We start from the raw sequence: 16,984 nt of genomic DNA on the forward strand, positions 1-16,984 counted from the left end.
CATTACCCCTTTACGCCACCCTCAGCTACATTGCCGGAGAGGAATTTCTGGACGAACATGAACAGGATGACAACAGGGATTGCCGTCAGCAACGATGCTGCGCTTACTCTGTCCCATATGGCGTTCTTGGAAACGAACAAGGCTTTCAATGCGATAGGCAGCGTATACATATCCTTGAAGGACTTGAGGAATACGGAAGCAAACAGGTATTCGTTCCATGCAATCATGAAAGAGTATACCCATACAGTTGCAATTGCTCCGAACGACAAGGGAATGATAATCTTGACGATGGTCTGGAAACGTGAATAGCCTTCAATGAATGCTGCCTCTTCAATCGAAAAGGGAATTGAACGGAAAGAATTTCCTAGCATATAGAGGCAGACAGGAAGTGTCTGGACAATATATATGATTATCAAGGCGAACATGGTACCGCCTTCGGTTGCTGTCAGTCCCAAAGCCGTAGCTATCTTATACATGGGAATGAGCAGCAGTATACCTCCGACCATGTAGACGAAAAGTACACCTCTTTGGATCAATGCCCGGCCTCGGTATTTCATCCTTGCGATCGAATAGGCTCCGAAGATTGCTATGATGAGTGCACAGATTGAAGCGGTGAGCGAAAACTTAAGTGAAGTGGCGAAGTACTGGGGAAAGGGAAATACGTCGCTGGTATCAGTATACTTGGCCAAGATTGATTTTTTCTGTGCCTCGGTCAGGTTCGGGGTCGAATCAAGCAGTTTCTGTACCGAATCCGGGATTTCGACAGTTGAAGAATCGTTTCCGATCCCAAGGATTTCCTGATAGGACTCAGTGTTTACCTTGGTCGGTATGAGAGAAGGATTTCCCCAATCCCAGGAATATTTGAGCGAAGTCGACAACATCTGTACAAATGGAAAGATGCTGAACAGAACAATGAAAATGACGAGTATGAAGAAGCCGAAAGCCTTGAGGCGATGATGTTTACTTTTTACCATTTCAATACCTTCTTTACGTACAGGAGAATAAGGATGATGAGCAGGGCAAACTGCACGACGACCAGGGCCGATCCTTGACCGAGCTGCATGCTTCCGGTGAAAGCCTTGAAGTAGGTATAGACCGAAAGGACCTTGACGTTGTCAGTGAGCAGGTAGACCTCCTCGAATTTGTTGAAGTTCCAGATGAATCTCAGAAGGACCAGTGACCCGATGACGAAGTAGAGTTCCGGTATGGTAATGGACCAGAATTTCCGCCATGCACCTGCACCGTCTATCTCTGCGGCTTCATAGAGGTTTTGGTCGATGGTCTGAAGCCGGGAAAGGATCATCAGGTAAGTAAAGGGAAAAGCCTTCCATACACTGAAGATGACGGCAACCCAAATGGCATACTTGGGATCTCCGATGAGATTGAAACGGGTATCGCTGAGATGAAGGACATCGACTACAATATGCATGAAGATGCCGTTCACCGGATCAAAGAAGAACTGCCAGGCGTATACGGTAGAGATTACCGGCGCAATGTAAGGCAAAAGTATGATGGAACGGACTACTGGACGGCCTTTGAATTTCTTGTTCATGACCATGGCTACGATCAGCCCCATTGCCGTCGTGAGGACCGTAGTTGCTATCACATAGACGAAAGTCGTCAGTACCGATGCCCAGAATGTCGGGTCGGTAAGCACCTTTATGTAATTTGCTGTTCCTATGTAGGTTGTTTCTCCTGTAATTTTTACATTGAAGAAACTAAGATAGATATTGTAGAAAATCGGGTAGATGATCAGCATGCCGATGATCACTACCGAGGGCAGGACAAGTTTCACTCCAAGTCGTGCATCCTTCTGTTCAAGGCTGAGCTTTGCTGCCGGCATGTGGTTTACCTCCGTTATGGTCTTTTTGAAATGCAGGAGAAGAGTCCTGCTCTTCTCCTGCATTGTTTTGTCGTTGCCTCTGCGTGGATGTCAGCAGGATCAGTTGATTGCCTTTATTTCGGATTCAGCCCATGCCATTGCTGCGTCAACATCCATGTTTTCCTGTGTGATCTTATAGATCATCTGCGGGATAATCTGCTGGGATGTCACGGAAGCTGCCTTTTCAATCTTTACACCGTCGACGATGCCGAAGGACTTGATGTCCTGCATACCGTCGATGAGATCATCGATTGACTTTTTGCCATAGCGGGAAAGTACCGGATTGTTCAGGAATTCAGGATTGTCGGCAATTCCTTTTATGACGGGATTCATGCCACCGGGAGCCATATGCAGGAACGTGATGTAGCTGTTGGGCTGATAGAGGAATTGTATGAATTTCTCTGCAGCCTGTGTCTTTGCTGTATCATCTTGCTTCAGGATGCCAAGGGAAATGATGGTTCCATAGGAAGCTGAATCAGTATGGGTAATGGTCGGTACCATGCCGGTATGGGAAGCAAGTTCAGGATCGAACTTGGAACCCTGGAGATCCTTGAAGTTGTCACTGGTCAATGAAGATGCTGCTGCATCCTGGATTGCCAGATCATCCATGATATAGGTCGAGTAGAAGAACATTGCCATCTTGCCTTGCAGATAATAGTCCCGAGCTCTCCATGTCTGTGGCCCAGGTGGGTTGTATTTTGCAAGCCTTGCATAGTATTCGATGGCTTCCTTCATCTGGGGGGTATCAAAGGTAAGATTTCCCTTGCTGTCGAAGATATTTGCACCATTGGATAGGGCAATCGGTGTAAAACACTGCTCGGTAAATACTTCTGATTTTGTACCGACGAGAATGCCATAGGTGTTTTCCGAAGGTTTGTAGAAATATTTTGCAGCTTTCTCGATGTTTTCCCATGTAGTCGGCGGTTCCAGTCCTGCCTGTTTGAACCAGTCGGTCCGATACCAGATGCCCTGCAGCCAGCCATGGTAGGGGACACCATAGGGCTGTCCGTCAGGAGACTCGTTCATTTTCAGTGCGCCATCGAAGAACTTGTCTTTTCCGATTGCATCTATGGTTTCCTGATTTGCCTTGGTATCCATCAGGCCGTCTGCACCGAAGGCGACCATAGAGTCTGAGGAACCTTCGATGATGGTCGGGGCAGTGTGGGCGTTTGTTGCCGTAGCCAGCTGGGACGCCAGGTCGTTTTCATCAACGGCGATAAGCTTGACCTTGATATTCGGGTTTGTTGCCTCAAAAGTATCAATCAGAAGCTGGATGGTTGCCTGTCGGTCCGTCTGTGTCTGTGAAGTCCAGTACTCGATGGTTACCGGTTCCTGCGGAGCTGCTGCCGTAGGTTGTGATGTAGCAGTCTCACTGTTTCCGTTTGCAAACAGAGCAAACGGTGCCATTGCTGATATCAGCAGCAATGTAATTAATCTTGTACGTTTCATGATTCCTCCATTGTGTTCTTTCCTTTTTCATCATTGGCAATGCCAATGCCTTTGCATATCCATGGTGCAGGGCCAATTGTCTCCTGCTGGTTATAAATTGAAGGAGTAGATTCTTGATGTCAGTCGGACCTTGTCCGATGACGATGCTGTTATTTCAGAGAAGTCCTGATGATCAACTTGGGAGTAATGCTCATTTCATTTCGTACGTCGCTATAGGTATTTCTGTCTATGTATCCCAGCCTGCCAAGTAAGTAGGAGACGACGATCTGGCATTTGAGCTCGATGGACTGATCCATGGTCGTGAGGTCAAGGACCTCAGCGACCGCTGTATTATCAAAACCCATGATTCCCATATCTTCGGGAACCTTGAAGCCGTGTTGCTTAAGATATTTATATCCTCCGGCTGCCATATCATCACAGCCGAAGAAAATTGCCTGCGGTGGTGTCGGAAGGGCCATCAGTTGTTCAGTAGCTGCAAAGCCTCCCTTGCGTGACAGGGGAGCTGTCAAATGATAACATTCCTGCATCGGGTGTCCTTCAGCAGCCAGTGCAGCAGAAAATCCCATGTACCTTTGCTCAATATGTTCGTCTGCCGGTTCCCAGCCGACAAATGCAATGTTGCTGTAACTTCGGCTGATCATGTACCTTGCTGCATCCTGGCATCCTTGGAAATTGTTGTTGTGAACGCTGAACTCGCCCTCGCAGCGAGTCTGCAGCAAGGCAAGGGGAATGCCGAAGCTTTCACAGAACTGGCTGGCTTCGTCATCTACCACAGCAGATGCCACCACAAGTCCATCGACCTTGCTGAGAAAATCAGGATGTTTTGAAAAGTAAGTCTTGATGTTCTGACGTTCCTTGATGTCAAAGACCAGTAGCTGATAAGGCGTATCAGCCAATAAGGATGAAATGGTAGAGGTCAGCGACATGGAAAATATGGAAGTTGGATCAGAAAGGGTAAGGCCGATGATCATCTGCTGCTTTTTCTTATTGTCAGGGATCCTGTAGCCTATTGATTTCAGCCTGGAAATTATTTCTTCCCTTGTCTCGGCCTTGACCAATTCAGGATGGTTGAGCACCCGTGAAATGGTGCTTGCACTTACGCCTGTTTTTGCTGCCAGTTGCTTCGATGTCAGTTTCTGTTCCTTTTCCATAGCTACATCCTAGTATGGGTATTTCAGTCTGTCAAGAAAAAATTTCACAATTTTTAGATATTTAACTGAAATATTTCATAGATAATTATGAATTATTTCAGAATTTGTTCTGTTTGAATTTTCTCTTTTCTGATGGTGCTGTTGGAGAAAAATATATCTCTTGGCCTAGTATTTTTTTTGCAGGATCTGACGGATGAGGGGACTTGTGGCTATCTGAAAATCAGCAGATATGAGAAGATTGCAATACAAGCTGACAGCAATGTACCCAGCAGATAATACTCAGCAAAAACCTGATCCTTTGTAATTCTGTCAAACCTTGCAATTGACTTTGCTGTAAGCACCAATCCTATTGCTGCATACTGATTCATGTAGATCAGCAGGAATATGAGCAACCGCTCAACTGTACCGATAGAGGCTCCCGTATGCTGTATGCCGAGCTTTGCAATTTCGTTTCCAGCGGGACGATAGTCCGAGAGTAGATATTTCAGCAGGATATTGCAGGGTTTTGCCAAGAAAAAAACCATGGTACAGCCTTTCAGCAGTATGGAAGGGTTGATATCTTCTTTTTCCAGTAAGATTGCTGCGTTGCTGACGTAGGATTTTGGCAGCTGCATTGAAAGAAAACCAGCACAGACTGCAATAATGGCTATGTGCAGCAATTGGTCGATGATGAATGGGCGGGAAGTATCTTTACTATGGTCCTTTAATAAGAAGAACTTGGTGATGTCTATGGCAGCATGGCTGATTACCATTGCCATGAAGATGTCAAAAGCCTGTATTCCATAGGTGAGAGGGACTAGAAGGCAGCAAATACCGTAGATGCCGCAGTGCAGCAGTACGGCAGAAAAATCCTTTTGCTTGCGTGCTGCCAGGCTTTGTGTCTGCAGGTAAAAGTCTCCCAGCAGATGCAAGAGGAAAAGAAAGACGAAGCTTTCAGTAAACATTGCCTTGACCTTGGCCCTGCAGGAAAATGTCATCAATGCTTTGCTGGGCAGCTTCCATTGCTTCAAGATAAGCAAAATAATCAGCTGCCTTTACTGTCTTACTGACAGAAGGCTGGGATATCTTGAGCTCTTTTGCCGTATCCTGCTGGCTTTTACCCAGTTGCCTGAATCTTGCAACTATTTCTCTCTGTCGATAGGTCCAGTGGGATTTCAATGCAATCATGAGCAGAAATACGGCATTTATCATGCTGTCTTGGTGTTTCCTGTTGCTTTTTATCTGCATTGATGCAATGGCCTTTCCGTTTCTTCTCTCTCTGTCATGCAGGTCCGTGATACAATTCCTGGCTCTGTAATAGGCCGGACCATCTGCACCAAGAGGCATGGTCTTATCTATTTCTGTGGTTATTTCACCGATTCCTATTCCGAATCTGAACCGAATAGGGAACATTTGCTCGGCTATGGTTTCTATGATTGCAAGTACATGGTCGGGTATGGCAAGCAGTCCTTGGAATTCATCTCCTATGGTTACCATGAAAGGAGAAGCAAGCTGGTCACTGTAGGTACTGTTGATGTCTTCAAGTACTTGCTTGAATTTCTTCTGTATGATGCTTCTGTTGGCAAGACTCCTGGAATCAATCATGTCGCCGATGAGTGCAATATACTGTTTCATGTCATACCTCTGCCCACAAGTATAGAACTGAAAATTGCATAAGTCAAATTTATTCATGTTTTTTGCTATAAACATATTTTATACATAATTTTAAACTTATTTTCAGTTGGTTTTGGAGTAAGAGTTTGTCTGTTATATTAATTCGTTTAGCAGTGAATATGCTGACTTGAAAAAGAAATGCCATTGGACTATGGAATTGTCTTTGCGGGCAAAGGCCTCGGAAAAACTGTTGCCCTATATTACAAAAACATTTGTCCTTGCTGCTGCGCTTATCAAGCCGAAAGAAATCAAACAGCTCAGGCGGAGCATAAAGTTTGATAAGGCACTTGCGGACAGGTGTCTTGTAATCTCTTTGTTCATTTGTAATATGGCTTTTACCTTCTGGCTTACGTCCGATGTTATAGGAAGTTCGCTTAGCCATCTTCTGGCTGCTGGCCTAGGCAAGCTAAGTACATCGTCTGCTGGCTGACTTATGTATATCGGTTTACATCCTGTGGCTGATAGCTCTCAGATCATGCTTGCTTCCCTAGGGTGTGTGATTTCATTGCTTTTCATTTCGTTGGGTTTCAGTGATTGGCGGGCTTCTGTGACTCTTTTGACAGAGTTTGCAGCAAAGGAGGTGATTATCAGCACTTTTGCTATCCTGGCAGGGGATGGGCTACAAGGTTGCCTGCTGCACTTCCTGCTATGTTTACGATGCTTACGGCTTTTGTTTTTTTACTAATTAACTTATATTTGTCAGTATCCCTATCTGAATTGCACTAGGTGATTCGTTTTTTTCGTTTTGCTACGGTAGATTTCTGAATTATCAGATTGACGTCCAGGCAAATATCGGAAACGGGTTGCCTGTTGATTTTCTTGTTCAGGAGTCGTACGGCAATCTGACCCATTTCAAAAAGGTGCAGGTTGATGTAGGTGTAATATTCTGAATGGACCATTTCTGATTCAAAGACTACAATGGATATGTCGTTGGGAACGCGTATACCTTGGTTGCCCAGCTGGAAAGAAAGTCCTTCTGCAACGGTGTGGGTCATGGCAATGATTCCATCGCAGCCCGTAAAACCTTCAATCAGTTCCTTTGCGACTTTTTCCCCATCGACGAAATCATAATTGGTAAGATATACAAGACTTGGATCGAAAGGAAGGTCTGCTTCCTTAAGTGCTTTCAAGTAACCTTTGAACCTTTCCAGGGAAGAGAATTGATAGTTGTTTTTATCTGCAACAAAAAGCAAGAGATCTTCTTTCTTACATGGAGCTTCCCAAAAGCTTGCAATAAAGGCGATTCTTGTCCGACCGAGGGAAATCAGGTACTTGGTTGCAAGGTAGCCGCCCTTTTCACCATCATGATATACATGGGGAATATCTGCAATCAAGTTCCTGCGGGCTGCAACTACAAGAGGCAAGTCCCTGAATTTCTCAATTTCTGGAATATTTTCTGCTTTCGCAATTGGTATGTAGATCAACCCATCAAGAATAGAACTTGAAAACCTGTTGATTGTTCTTGCTTCATTTTCCAAAGTGCCATAACTTGACCCGAGGATAACCAATTGATGGTTATTTCTTGCTTCTGAAATTACACCTTCTGCTATGATTGAGAAAAAATGATGGGCTATTTCCGGTAGGATGAGGCCTATTATCCCTGTTGAACTTCCCTTCATGAATCTTGCAGCAGCATTCGGCGTGTAGCCTGAAGTTTCCAGAACTTTTTTAATTTTCTGTTCAGTGGACGGCTTGACTGACTGTCCGTTGAGGTATCTGGAAATCGTAGGGACAGAAATGCCACTCATTTTTGAAATGTCTTTCAATGAATATCGGTTCATGGATGAAGTATACAACCGAATGGAAAAAACGGCAAGAAGAATATTAAAACGATGATATTTATTTGGTAAATAAAAGAGATAAAAATATATCTTTTTATACTATAGATTAAGATTAAATTTTAATAAATTTTATTATTTACTTTATATATAAGTAAATAAATTTCTTGACAAAGCGCTGATGTGTTGTATAATGATGGACTGAAATAATTTTAAACGTTTATCATTTTATACTTAGAACATTTGGGAGATAAGCATGATATACCAAATCAAACCTTCAACGTTATCTGGCGAACTACGAATTCCAGGGAACAAGTCGGGAACGGCACGAGCGATTGTTTTCGGCAGTCTGGCCGATGGTCGGTCTGTGTTGCACAATCCACTGACTAATCTGGATAGTTATTCTATCGTCAAGATGATGTCGGCCTTAGGTGCGAAAATTGATACTTCAGACGATAGTCTATGGACAATTGATGGTTTTGCTGGGAAGCCTCAGGTACCTGCCTGCGTGTTGGATGCTGAGAATTCAGGAACAGGATTCTATTTTGCTCTTGCTGTCTGCTCATTGATAGATGGTTGCAGTGTACTGACCGGAGACTATCAGATATGCTATCGGCCTGCACAGCCGATGATTGATGCTATCAATGCAATGGGTGGCAAAGCCTTTTCAACAAGGGAAACGGGAACTGCTCCCATTGTCGTCAAGGGACCGATCAAAGGAGGAGAATTCAGCATGCCTGGTGTTAACTCACAATGGATGACACCATTCCTTTGTGCCTGTAGTCTTGCAAAAAAAGATACAGTCATCCATGAGACCAATTTACTTGAAAAACCGTATGTAGATATGACTATCGGTATGCTGGAACTGGCTGGAATCAAAATTGAAAATCATAATTATGTTGACTTCTTTGTAAAAGGCAATCAGCAGTTCAAACCTTTTGAATATACGTTGCCTGGTGACTGGGGTTCAAGTGGTTACCCTATGATTGCTGCGGCAATAACAAAAGGTTCAAAGGTCAAGTTCCTCGGTTTGGATACTGAAGATTTTGCAGGTGAAAAAGCCTTTGTCGATATCTTGAAACAAATGGGTGCTTCTGTAACAGTGATTGAACATGGACGCGGAGGTATCGTCGTCGAAGGGAGTGATGACCTGCATGGTATTGAAATTGACTGTAGCGGTACTCCTGATGCTGTTCCTATTCTTGCTGTACTTGGCTGTGCTGCAAAAGGTAAAACCATTCTCAAGAATATTGAAGCTTGCCATCTGAAGGAAACCGACAGAGCAAAATCAATTGCTGAGGAATTAAAAAAGATGGGGGCAAGGATAGAGATGGATGATAATTCCATGATTATCTACCATTCAATGCTTAAATGTGCAACCATTGACGGGCACCATGACCATAGAATCGTGATGGCAACTTCCGTTGCTGGTTTGCTTGCTGATGGTATTACAAGAATTTCTGATGGCGAATATTCAGCCGTATCTTATCCGCGTTTCAAGGAGTCGATGAACCAAATTGGTTTTGACATAACAAGCATAAAGTAAAATCACAAGGAGGAAAAAATGTTTAGAAAAATTTTGGCTATCTTATGTATCGGGTGTGTTGCATTGACAGCTTCTTTTGCCAATGGTGCTTCTGAGGCAAAGGCTGCCGGAGGAGCTCCGTCCATAAAAAGGATTTCCATAGGAACAGCAGGGACTGCCGGCTCTCTCTACCCAATGGGAGTAGGCATGGCAAAGACTATTACTGACCATGTCGATGGCATCGCTTGTACCGGTGAAGCAACTGCAGCTTCTGTAGAGAATATCCGTAACCTCACAAACGGTAAACTTGCAATGGGTATTTCTCAAAGTGAAATAGCATATTTGGCATACAATGGCCTTGGTGACTTCAAGGGACATCAGGCTACCGATCTCAGAGCACTTTTCAGCACGATTACCAGCTATATTCAGGCTTTTGCCCTTGCCGGCAGTGGTATAAACAGTATAGCAGATTTCAAGGGTAAGGTCGTTGGATGTTCTGCTGCCGGAAGTGGAGGTGAAATGTGTGTCAGAATGATTCTGAACTATTATGGACTGACCTATGATGATATCAAGCCACAGTTTATTTCTGAATCTGATGCTGTGTCAGCTCTGAAAGATGGCAGGATTGATGCATTTATCTGCACTCATCCTCTCAAGTCAGCACCTCTGGTAGACCTGACAACCAGTGCAAAGGTGAAGATGTTTTCCTTTGATGATCCAGCTTTCTATAAGGAATTCTTTTTCTGGAAACCTTATACGATTCCTGCTGGATTCTATGACGGTGTCAATGAAGCGATTACGGTACCGACAAGCCGTATTACTATGTGTACTTCCACGAAATCCGGGTTGAGTGATGAACAGGTCTATCAGATTGTCAAGGCAATATGGGATAACCGAAGTGAATGGTCTGGAGTTGCAAAGTCTGTTTCAACTCAGGCAGTGTTTGCAACTGCTACTGATGGTATTCCTATCGTGATGCATCCGGGTGCAGTCAGATACTTTAAGGAAAAAGGTGTGGAAATTGATCCATCTTTGATTCCACAGAATTGATTATCCTTTTCATAACTAAAATTTATTTGGGGTTTCTGTCTGGACAGAGGATCCCGTTGGAGAAATCATGGATAAGTCCTATGCAGAATATACGTTAGTTGATTGCCTGATATTGGCAGTATCGGCATTCATCTGTTTTTTCCATATTTTTATTACTGTCTCAACTTCCGTAAGCATGATGCAATGCAGGATTATCCATGTATTTTCCCTTGCATTGGTCTGGTATCTGTTTAAACTGCGAGATACGAAAGCAAAATGGCAAAAAGCCGTATTATTTCTTATACTTTGTATAATTGCCTTTGCCACTTTCTATTACATGAAAGGGGCTGCTCCGGATGCAATCAGGGAAAAAGGTGTTTGGGGTATTTCTCAATTTGATGTCGCCATGGGTGTTTTGTTGATTTTGATGGTACTTGAAATATCGAGGGAAACCATTGGATTGGCATTGCCGATATTGGCTGTTATTTTTATCATATATGCTTTCGTAGGACCTTACTTACCCGAAATCGTTGCCCATAGAGGATACGATATTCCGTATATTTCCAATTATATAAGTTGGACGACCGAAGGGATTTTTGGTATTCCCATCGGTGCTTCTGTGTCGTTTGTAGTTCTCTATATTATTTTCGGCGAGCTGTTGGATAAATTCGGTGCAGGAAAGTTTTTTATTGATATTGCCTATGCCTTGACTGGTCGGATGCGGGGAGGTCCTGCAGAAGCTTCGGTCCTGTCCAGTGCAATGATGGGGTCGATAAACGGAAGTGCTGTGGCAAATGTAGTGACAACAGGTACCTTTACGATTCCTCTGATGAAAAAGATCGGTTATTCCAACGAATATGCAGGAGCTGTAGAAGCTGTTGCTTCTACAGGGGGGCAGATCCTTCCTCCTGTTATGGGAGTTGCTGCATTCGTTATGGCAGATCTTACGGGAATCCCTTATTCAACTATTATACTTGCTGCTTTGATTCCTGGATTGCTTTACTATATTTCTTTGGGACTTGCAGTATATCTTGAGGCTGGTAAACTGGGGATGCAACCTGAAAGTGCCGAAAAGCTCAAGAAAGCACGAGTAATATTGCGACAGGGATATTATTATCTAATTCCTATTATTATTCTTATTTGCTGTTTGCTTGCATTGAAACTTTCAGCTAGTTATTCAGGTTTCTTTGCCATTTTATCAATTCTTGCCATTGGTATTACAAAAACTTCTGTTGTAGAGCATAGGTTTCCTTGGAAAGAATTCAAGGCTGTAGCATTAGGTGCCGCAAGATCCGCAGTTCCAGTAGCTATGGCATGTGCTTCTGCCGGTATTGTAATCGGTATTGTGAGTATGACAGGACTTGGAGTCCGGTTTGCAGAAATTGTATTTGAGGTCTCACATGGCAACTTGTTTCTCATGCTATTGATGACGATGGTTGCCTGTATCATTCTTGGTATGGGTTTGCCTTCTACGGCTGCGTATGTCATTGCGGCTACTGTCGCTGCACCGGCATTGTTGAAAGCGGGTATTCCTGATCTGGCTACCAACCTGTTTGTCTTTTATTTTGCTATAATTTCTTTTATTACGCCGCCAGTAGCAATCAGCGCATATGCAGCAAGTGGTATTGCAAACTCAGATGCAATGAGAACCGGATTGCAGGCTTTCAAGCTCGGAATTGCCGGCTTTATAATTCCGTATCTTTTTGTTTTCTATCCGGGATTGTTGATTGTTGATGCTACAGTAACTGGTGTTTTGCTTGCAATTACCATTGCGGTATTGTCTGTTATCCTCATGGCTATAGGTTTTGAGGGTTGGTTTGGGAAAACCGTACCGATGTCTTTGCGTGTAGTTGCACTATGTCTTGGTGTACTTTTGTTGGTTCCCAGTACAGTGTTGCATGTTATAACTGTATCCTTTGCAGTTGTACTGGTAATATTCTTGGTATCCAGGTCAAAAAAACAGATGTAGCAATGGCGTAAAGTATAACTGGATTTAATCAAAAGCTATAACTTTCTGTACATATAAGACAGGTTTTCATCGGCCTGTCTTTTTTATTTGTGGCTATGTAAAATAAGTATAATTGATATCTATAACTTATAGTCATCTTATTTAGTCTCGGAATTTGAAAGTCAAGAATATCTTAGCCTGAGTAGCCAGGAATCCTTGTGTAATATGCAACAATATTACTAGGTTATATTAATTTTATTCAATTATCGAGAAAAATATATCGATATTTCTTGCATAATAGCCATGATGGAAGTAGCCTATATAGTATAATATAGATAAAGGAGAATCTATTGAGATGAAGGAACTTGAGCAGGAATTTTCTCCGGAACAGATTCAGCAACTGGATACGATAATTGAGCAATATGGAAAAGAGCCCGGTTGCCTTATTCCGTTGCTTGAAAAAGTACAGCAAGTATTGGGATACCTACCGCTGAATGTTCAGGAACGCATAGCAGATAAACTCGGTATGGCACCGAACAGAGTGTACGGTGTGGTGTCTTTCTATTCGTTCTTTACCATGAAGCCTCGGGCAAGACATAGGGTGCAGGTCTGTATGGGAACCGCTTGCTACGTCAAGGGTGCCCAGAAAATTGCAGACAGGATTGAGAGTGAGTATCACCTGCAAATCGGTGAAAGTACACCAGATGGACGTTTTACCTATGAAAGGGCCCGTTGTTTCGGAGCCTGTGGATTGGCACCGGTGATGATTGTTGACGGCAAGGTCTATGGCAAGATGACTGCGGCACGGGTTGATGAAATCCTGGCTCAGTATAAATGATCCAATAGGAAAAATTATGAAAAAGATACAGACAACAGCAGATCTGGAAGCTGTAAGGCCGAAGATGAAACAGCTGGATGCACAGAAAAAGACAAAGATCTATGTGCATATGGGGACATGTGGAATTGCATCGGGAGCCATGGAAGTCTTGGTTTCTTTACGTCAGAGCATAAAGGATGCAAAAGTTGATGACGTCAGTATAATTACGACAGGATGTGCTGGCATATGCTGCAGGGAACCTCTTGTAACCGTTGCACTTCCGGGACAGGAACCGATTATCTATGAATATGTAGATGCAAAGAAGGCTTCTCGGATTTTTTCGGAACACGTGATAGGAAAACAGGTGGTCAAGGAATATGCTTTTGCCAGAGGTATGGAATGCCAATTGCCTGAACGTATCAAGAATCACGGGAATATACCAGGAGAGAAAAGCGCTTCAAAAGAGATTCCCGGCATTGAAGATATTCCATTCTTTGCATTGCAGCATCAGAGGGTCATGCACAACAGGGGAGTGATAGATCCGAACAATATCGAAGACTATATAGGAAGAGGCGGTTACTTCAGTGCTGCCAAGGCTCTTGATTCCATGACCTCTGAAAAGATTATCGAAGAAGTACTTGATTCAGGTCTGAGAGGCCGTGGTGGCGCAGGTTTCCCTACTGGCCTGAAATGGAAGTTTGCCGCAAAGGAACCAGAAGGTGTCAAATATGTCCTTTGCAATGCTGATGAAGGGGACCCTGGTGCATATATGGACAGGAATGTCCTTGAAAGCGATCCTCACAGTGTACTCGAAGGAATGCTTATTGCGGCAAAGGCCATCGGGGCCCATCGGGGATACATCTACTGCAGGGCAGAGTATCCTCTGGCTGTAGAGACCTTGAACAAGGCAATCAGGCAGGCAAGGACCTATGGCCTTCTCGGTGATGACATCCTTGGCTCTGGCTTTGATTTTGATATTTCAGTCTATGAAGGTGCCGGTGCCTTTGTCTGCGGGGAAGAGACTGCCTTGATGCGTTCCTTGGAAGGCAAGAGAGGCAATCCCCGTCCTCGGCCGCCTTTCCCAGCCCATGCGGGGCTTTGGGAGAAACCTACGGTACTCAACAATGTGGAGACCTTGTCAAATGTACCGCAGATCATTGCCAACGGAAGCAAATGGTTTGCATCCGTCGGGACGGAGAAGAGCAAGGGAACCAAGGTCTTTTCCATTACCGGTGATCTTACGAATGTCGGATGTGTAGAGGTTCCGTTCGGCACGACATTGGATACCATCGTCAATAAGATCGGCGGCGGCATTACTGAGGGCAAACACCTGAAAGCCGTACAGCTGGGTGGCCCTTCGGGAGGATGCATCCCTGCCGAACATATGGATGTCCCTGTTGATTATGAAACGTTGCAGCAGTATGGGGCAATCATGGGTTCGGGTGGCCTCATCGTCATGGGCGATGACAAATCTGCCATAGATATAGCCAAGTTCTTCATGGAATTCTGTAAGGATGAAGCCTGTGGGAAATGTATTCCTGGCAGGGAAGGCACGAAGCAGATGGTGGAGATACTCCGTACGATTGCTGCTGGCAAAGGTTGTGCTGCAGATATTGCCAAGTTGGAAGACCTTGCGGATGTCGTACAGAAAACGGCATTGTGTGCCTTGTGCAAGACTTCTGTGAATCCGGTAATGAGCACCCTGAGATATTTCAGGAATGAATATGAGGCTGCCGTAGCCTGTAATGATGCAAAGGAGTGTGCCAAATGATCTTTACGAAGGCATTGCCATATGAACAGATCAAACAGCAACTGGATGCAAGAGCTGATGTCATCATGATCATTGGCTGTGAGTCCTGCGTAAGGGCTTCCGGTTGCGGTGGCGAGGAAAAAATGAAGGAACTTGCACTGAGACTCAGGAAAGATGGTTTTGATGTAAGGGACGGCTATATGGTACCGGGATCCTGCTCACCGAAGGTCCTTTTTGCAAAGGTCGGGAAGGACGTCAATACTATTGTTTCGCTTGCCTGCAGTGCAGGTCTTTCCAATGTCAAACGTTATTTCTCCGGCCGGTGCAAGATTGTATCTACGACGGTTGACGTAGGGCTGATGGTATCAGACAGTGAAGTTGAGAAGCTTCAGGTAACAATTCCTTACAAAGGGCATGAAGCTGAAACGGAACATGCCTATGGACTGTATACCGGAAAACCGGTTGATACACTTTTGCTTAAGGAGGCACACTGATGATTATCTCACTTCGGTCTATAAGTTATGATGATTTGAAAAAACAGCTTTGTCCTGAAGACAAGATTGTCATCCTCAGCTGTGATACCTGTGTAAAAGCTTGTGGTATCGGTGGTTCTGCAAGGATGAAACAGCTGACAGGAATGTTGCAGGCGGATGGTTACACCGTCTTGGGTATAGATTTGATCAGCATCGGCTGTACGATGAACTTGGTTGCACATCATAGGGACAATAGAAAAGAAGTATATGACGAGGCAACGGTTGTCATTCCGCTTATCTGCGAAGATGGATTGGTCGGTGTGCGCAAGGTATTTGCTGACAAGAAGATCATCCAGGTTGCCAAGACTGTCGGGATCGGAAACTTCACGATGGACAAAGGTGTCGTGTTGACCCATCCGTTTGAAAGTACCGGCCTTGCACAGAACGATGATGGCTATCCTTTGGCTGAAGTAGCCAAGGCATTGCAGCTGTTTCCAGGTTTCTTCGATGAAAAGGATGGGTCTCCTTCTGCAGACCAGATGGTAAAGCTGACGGTAGATGGGAAGGAAATTGCCGCACCTGCAGGCCAGAACCTGCTTGCCGCCTGTCTGGCCAATTCCATAGATGTACCGCATCTGTGCTTTCAGGAAGATCTGTCAGCATACGGAGCCTGCCGTCTGTGCCTGGTAAAGATCAAAGGCCGCAAGGGTTTGGTCCCTGCTTGTTGTACCCATGTTGAAGCTGGTATGGATGTCTGTACGGATGATGCGGAACTGCAGCATTGCCGTCGTATTATCCTTGAGCTTGCGATGGCTTCCGGGCATCATGATTGCCTGACTTGCGTGAAGGGCGTTCCGTCTCCTTTTGCTACCTGTGAACTGCAGAAATATGTCCGTGCAGCTGATATTACTGAAAGTCGGTTTGCTTCTTTTCCTGTAAAGTTGCCGGAGGATGATTCAAGTCCTGTAATATTCCATGATCCCAACCGCTGTATCCTTTGTGGACGTTGTGTAAGGGCTTGCCAGGAGCTTTCAGGACTCAGTAACTTAGGCTTTGTCAATCGAGGTGACCGTACTGTAGTGGTTGCAGGGCTCAATACTGAGATGAACCAGAGTGACTGTGCTGCCTGTATGGCTTGTGTCAATGTTTGTCCGACAGGAGCTCTTACGGAAAAAGTCGTGTATTTCAGCGGGAAGGACTGGACTCCTTCAAGGAAGTTCATGTCTCTCTGATTGCCTTTTGAAAATTACCGAACCATTTTTCTACTACAGCCGCTTTTGCCTTGGGTAAGAGCGGCTGTTTCGTGTACTGTTTACCAAGAATTCCTTTTGTGTCTGCCAGTGATGGCGAGTATGTACAGTTATCTTTATAATGTTTGTAAATATTGATAAATATGCATATTATGTTTATTTTTATAAACGTCATGGGGAAAAACTGTAGTATTACTTCCGTCTACCCAAAGAGTACTTCAGCAGATGGGAGCACAAATCAAATCGGCACGGTTGAGACGCCGTCTCAGTGCAGATATT

Annotated in this window: 15 protein-coding genes; 8 read left to right on the forward strand and 7 right to left on the reverse strand. The window is 44.4% G+C overall.

Annotation, left to right across the window (positions count from 1 at the left end):
- Window positions 1-2 precede the first annotated feature (2 nt).
- From LKE40_11305 to LKE40_11330, 6 genes are all read right to left on the reverse strand, one after another.
- Window positions 3-974 (reverse strand): carbohydrate ABC transporter permease, encoded by a 972-nt coding sequence (locus tag LKE40_11305; GenBank protein ID MCH3918014.1) that lies wholly within the window; start codon window positions 972-974, stop codon window positions 3-5.
- A complete protein-coding gene (locus tag LKE40_11310) occupies window positions 968-1,843 on the reverse strand; it encodes a sugar ABC transporter permease (protein ID MCH3918015.1) in 876 nt (291 codons plus the stop codon). Before LKE40_11310 ends, LKE40_11305 begins: the two co-directional genes overlap by 7 nt.
- Window positions 1,844-1,942: 99 nt before the next feature.
- On the reverse strand, window positions 1,943-3,331 hold the full coding sequence (locus tag LKE40_11315) for an extracellular solute-binding protein (protein ID MCH3918016.1): 1,389 nt from the start codon (window positions 3,329-3,331) through the stop codon (window positions 1,943-1,945).
- Between the two features lie 149 nt (window positions 3,332-3,480).
- On the reverse strand, window positions 3,481-4,482 hold the full coding sequence (locus LKE40_11320) for a LacI family transcriptional regulator (GenBank protein MCH3918017.1): 1,002 nt from the start codon (window positions 4,480-4,482) through the stop codon (window positions 3,481-3,483).
- Window positions 4,483-4,691: 209 nt separating this feature from the next.
- Window positions 4,692-5,459 (reverse strand): DUF3307 domain-containing protein, encoded by a 768-nt coding sequence (locus LKE40_11325; protein MCH3918018.1) that lies wholly within the window; start codon window positions 5,457-5,459, stop codon window positions 4,692-4,694.
- Window positions 5,416-6,096: a SatD family protein gene (locus LKE40_11330; protein MCH3918019.1), complete on the reverse strand. Its 681-nt coding sequence runs from the start codon at window positions 6,094-6,096 to the stop codon at window positions 5,416-5,418. Before LKE40_11330 ends, LKE40_11325 begins: the two co-directional genes overlap by 44 nt.
- 190 nt (window positions 6,097-6,286) lie before the next feature.
- On the opposite strand from LKE40_11330, the gene LKE40_11335 reads away from it, so the two are divergent.
- Window positions 6,287-6,565, forward strand: a complete 279-nt coding sequence (locus LKE40_11335; protein ID MCH3918020.1) for a hypothetical protein — start codon at window positions 6,287-6,289, stop codon at window positions 6,563-6,565.
- Window positions 6,566-6,857: 292 nt separating this feature from the next.
- Here the strand turns inward: LKE40_11335 and LKE40_11340 are convergent, their stop codons facing one another.
- Window positions 6,858-7,883, reverse strand: a complete 1,026-nt coding sequence (locus LKE40_11340) for a LacI family transcriptional regulator (protein MCH3918021.1) — start codon at window positions 7,881-7,883, stop codon at window positions 6,858-6,860.
- 286 nt (window positions 7,884-8,169) lie between these two features.
- On the opposite strand from LKE40_11340, the gene aroA reads away from it, so the two are divergent.
- The 7 genes from aroA (at window position 8,170) to LKE40_11375 (ending at window position 16,687) form a co-directional block, all read left to right on the forward strand.
- Complete coding sequence (aroA, locus tag LKE40_11345; GenBank protein ID MCH3918022.1) at window positions 8,170-9,459, forward strand: 3-phosphoshikimate 1-carboxyvinyltransferase; 1,290 nt, start codon at window positions 8,170-8,172, stop codon at window positions 9,457-9,459.
- Window positions 9,460-9,477: 18 nt separating this feature from the next.
- A complete protein-coding gene (locus LKE40_11350) occupies window positions 9,478-10,488 on the forward strand; it encodes a TAXI family TRAP transporter solute-binding subunit (GenBank protein MCH3918023.1) in 1,011 nt (336 codons plus the stop codon).
- Between the two features lie 67 nt (window positions 10,489-10,555).
- Window positions 10,556-12,436: a TRAP transporter permease gene (locus LKE40_11355; GenBank protein ID MCH3918024.1), complete on the forward strand. Its 1,881-nt coding sequence runs from the start codon at window positions 10,556-10,558 to the stop codon at window positions 12,434-12,436.
- Between the two features lie 334 nt (window positions 12,437-12,770).
- A complete protein-coding gene (locus LKE40_11360; protein ID MCH3918025.1) occupies window positions 12,771-13,253 on the forward strand; it encodes an NAD(P)H-dependent oxidoreductase subunit E in 483 nt (160 codons plus the stop codon).
- Between the two features lie 16 nt (window positions 13,254-13,269).
- Complete coding sequence (nuoF, locus tag LKE40_11365; protein MCH3918026.1) at window positions 13,270-15,003, forward strand: NADH-quinone oxidoreductase subunit NuoF; 1,734 nt, start codon at window positions 13,270-13,272, stop codon at window positions 15,001-15,003.
- Window positions 15,000-15,476 carry a hypothetical protein gene (locus LKE40_11370; GenBank protein MCH3918027.1) on the forward strand — a complete coding sequence of 159 codons (477 nt, stop codon included), beginning with the start codon at window positions 15,000-15,002 and terminating at the stop codon, window positions 15,474-15,476. Before nuoF ends, LKE40_11370 begins: the two co-directional genes overlap by 4 nt.
- A complete protein-coding gene (locus LKE40_11375; protein MCH3918028.1) occupies window positions 15,476-16,687 on the forward strand; it encodes a 2Fe-2S iron-sulfur cluster-binding protein in 1,212 nt (403 codons plus the stop codon). The genes LKE40_11370 and LKE40_11375 overlap by 1 nt, the downstream gene beginning before the upstream one ends.
- Window positions 16,688-16,984 lie beyond the last annotated feature (297 nt).

The organism is Spirochaetia bacterium, assembly GCA_022482625.1.
Lineage (GTDB): Bacteria > Spirochaetota > Spirochaetia > Sphaerochaetales > Sphaerochaetaceae > Pleomorphochaeta.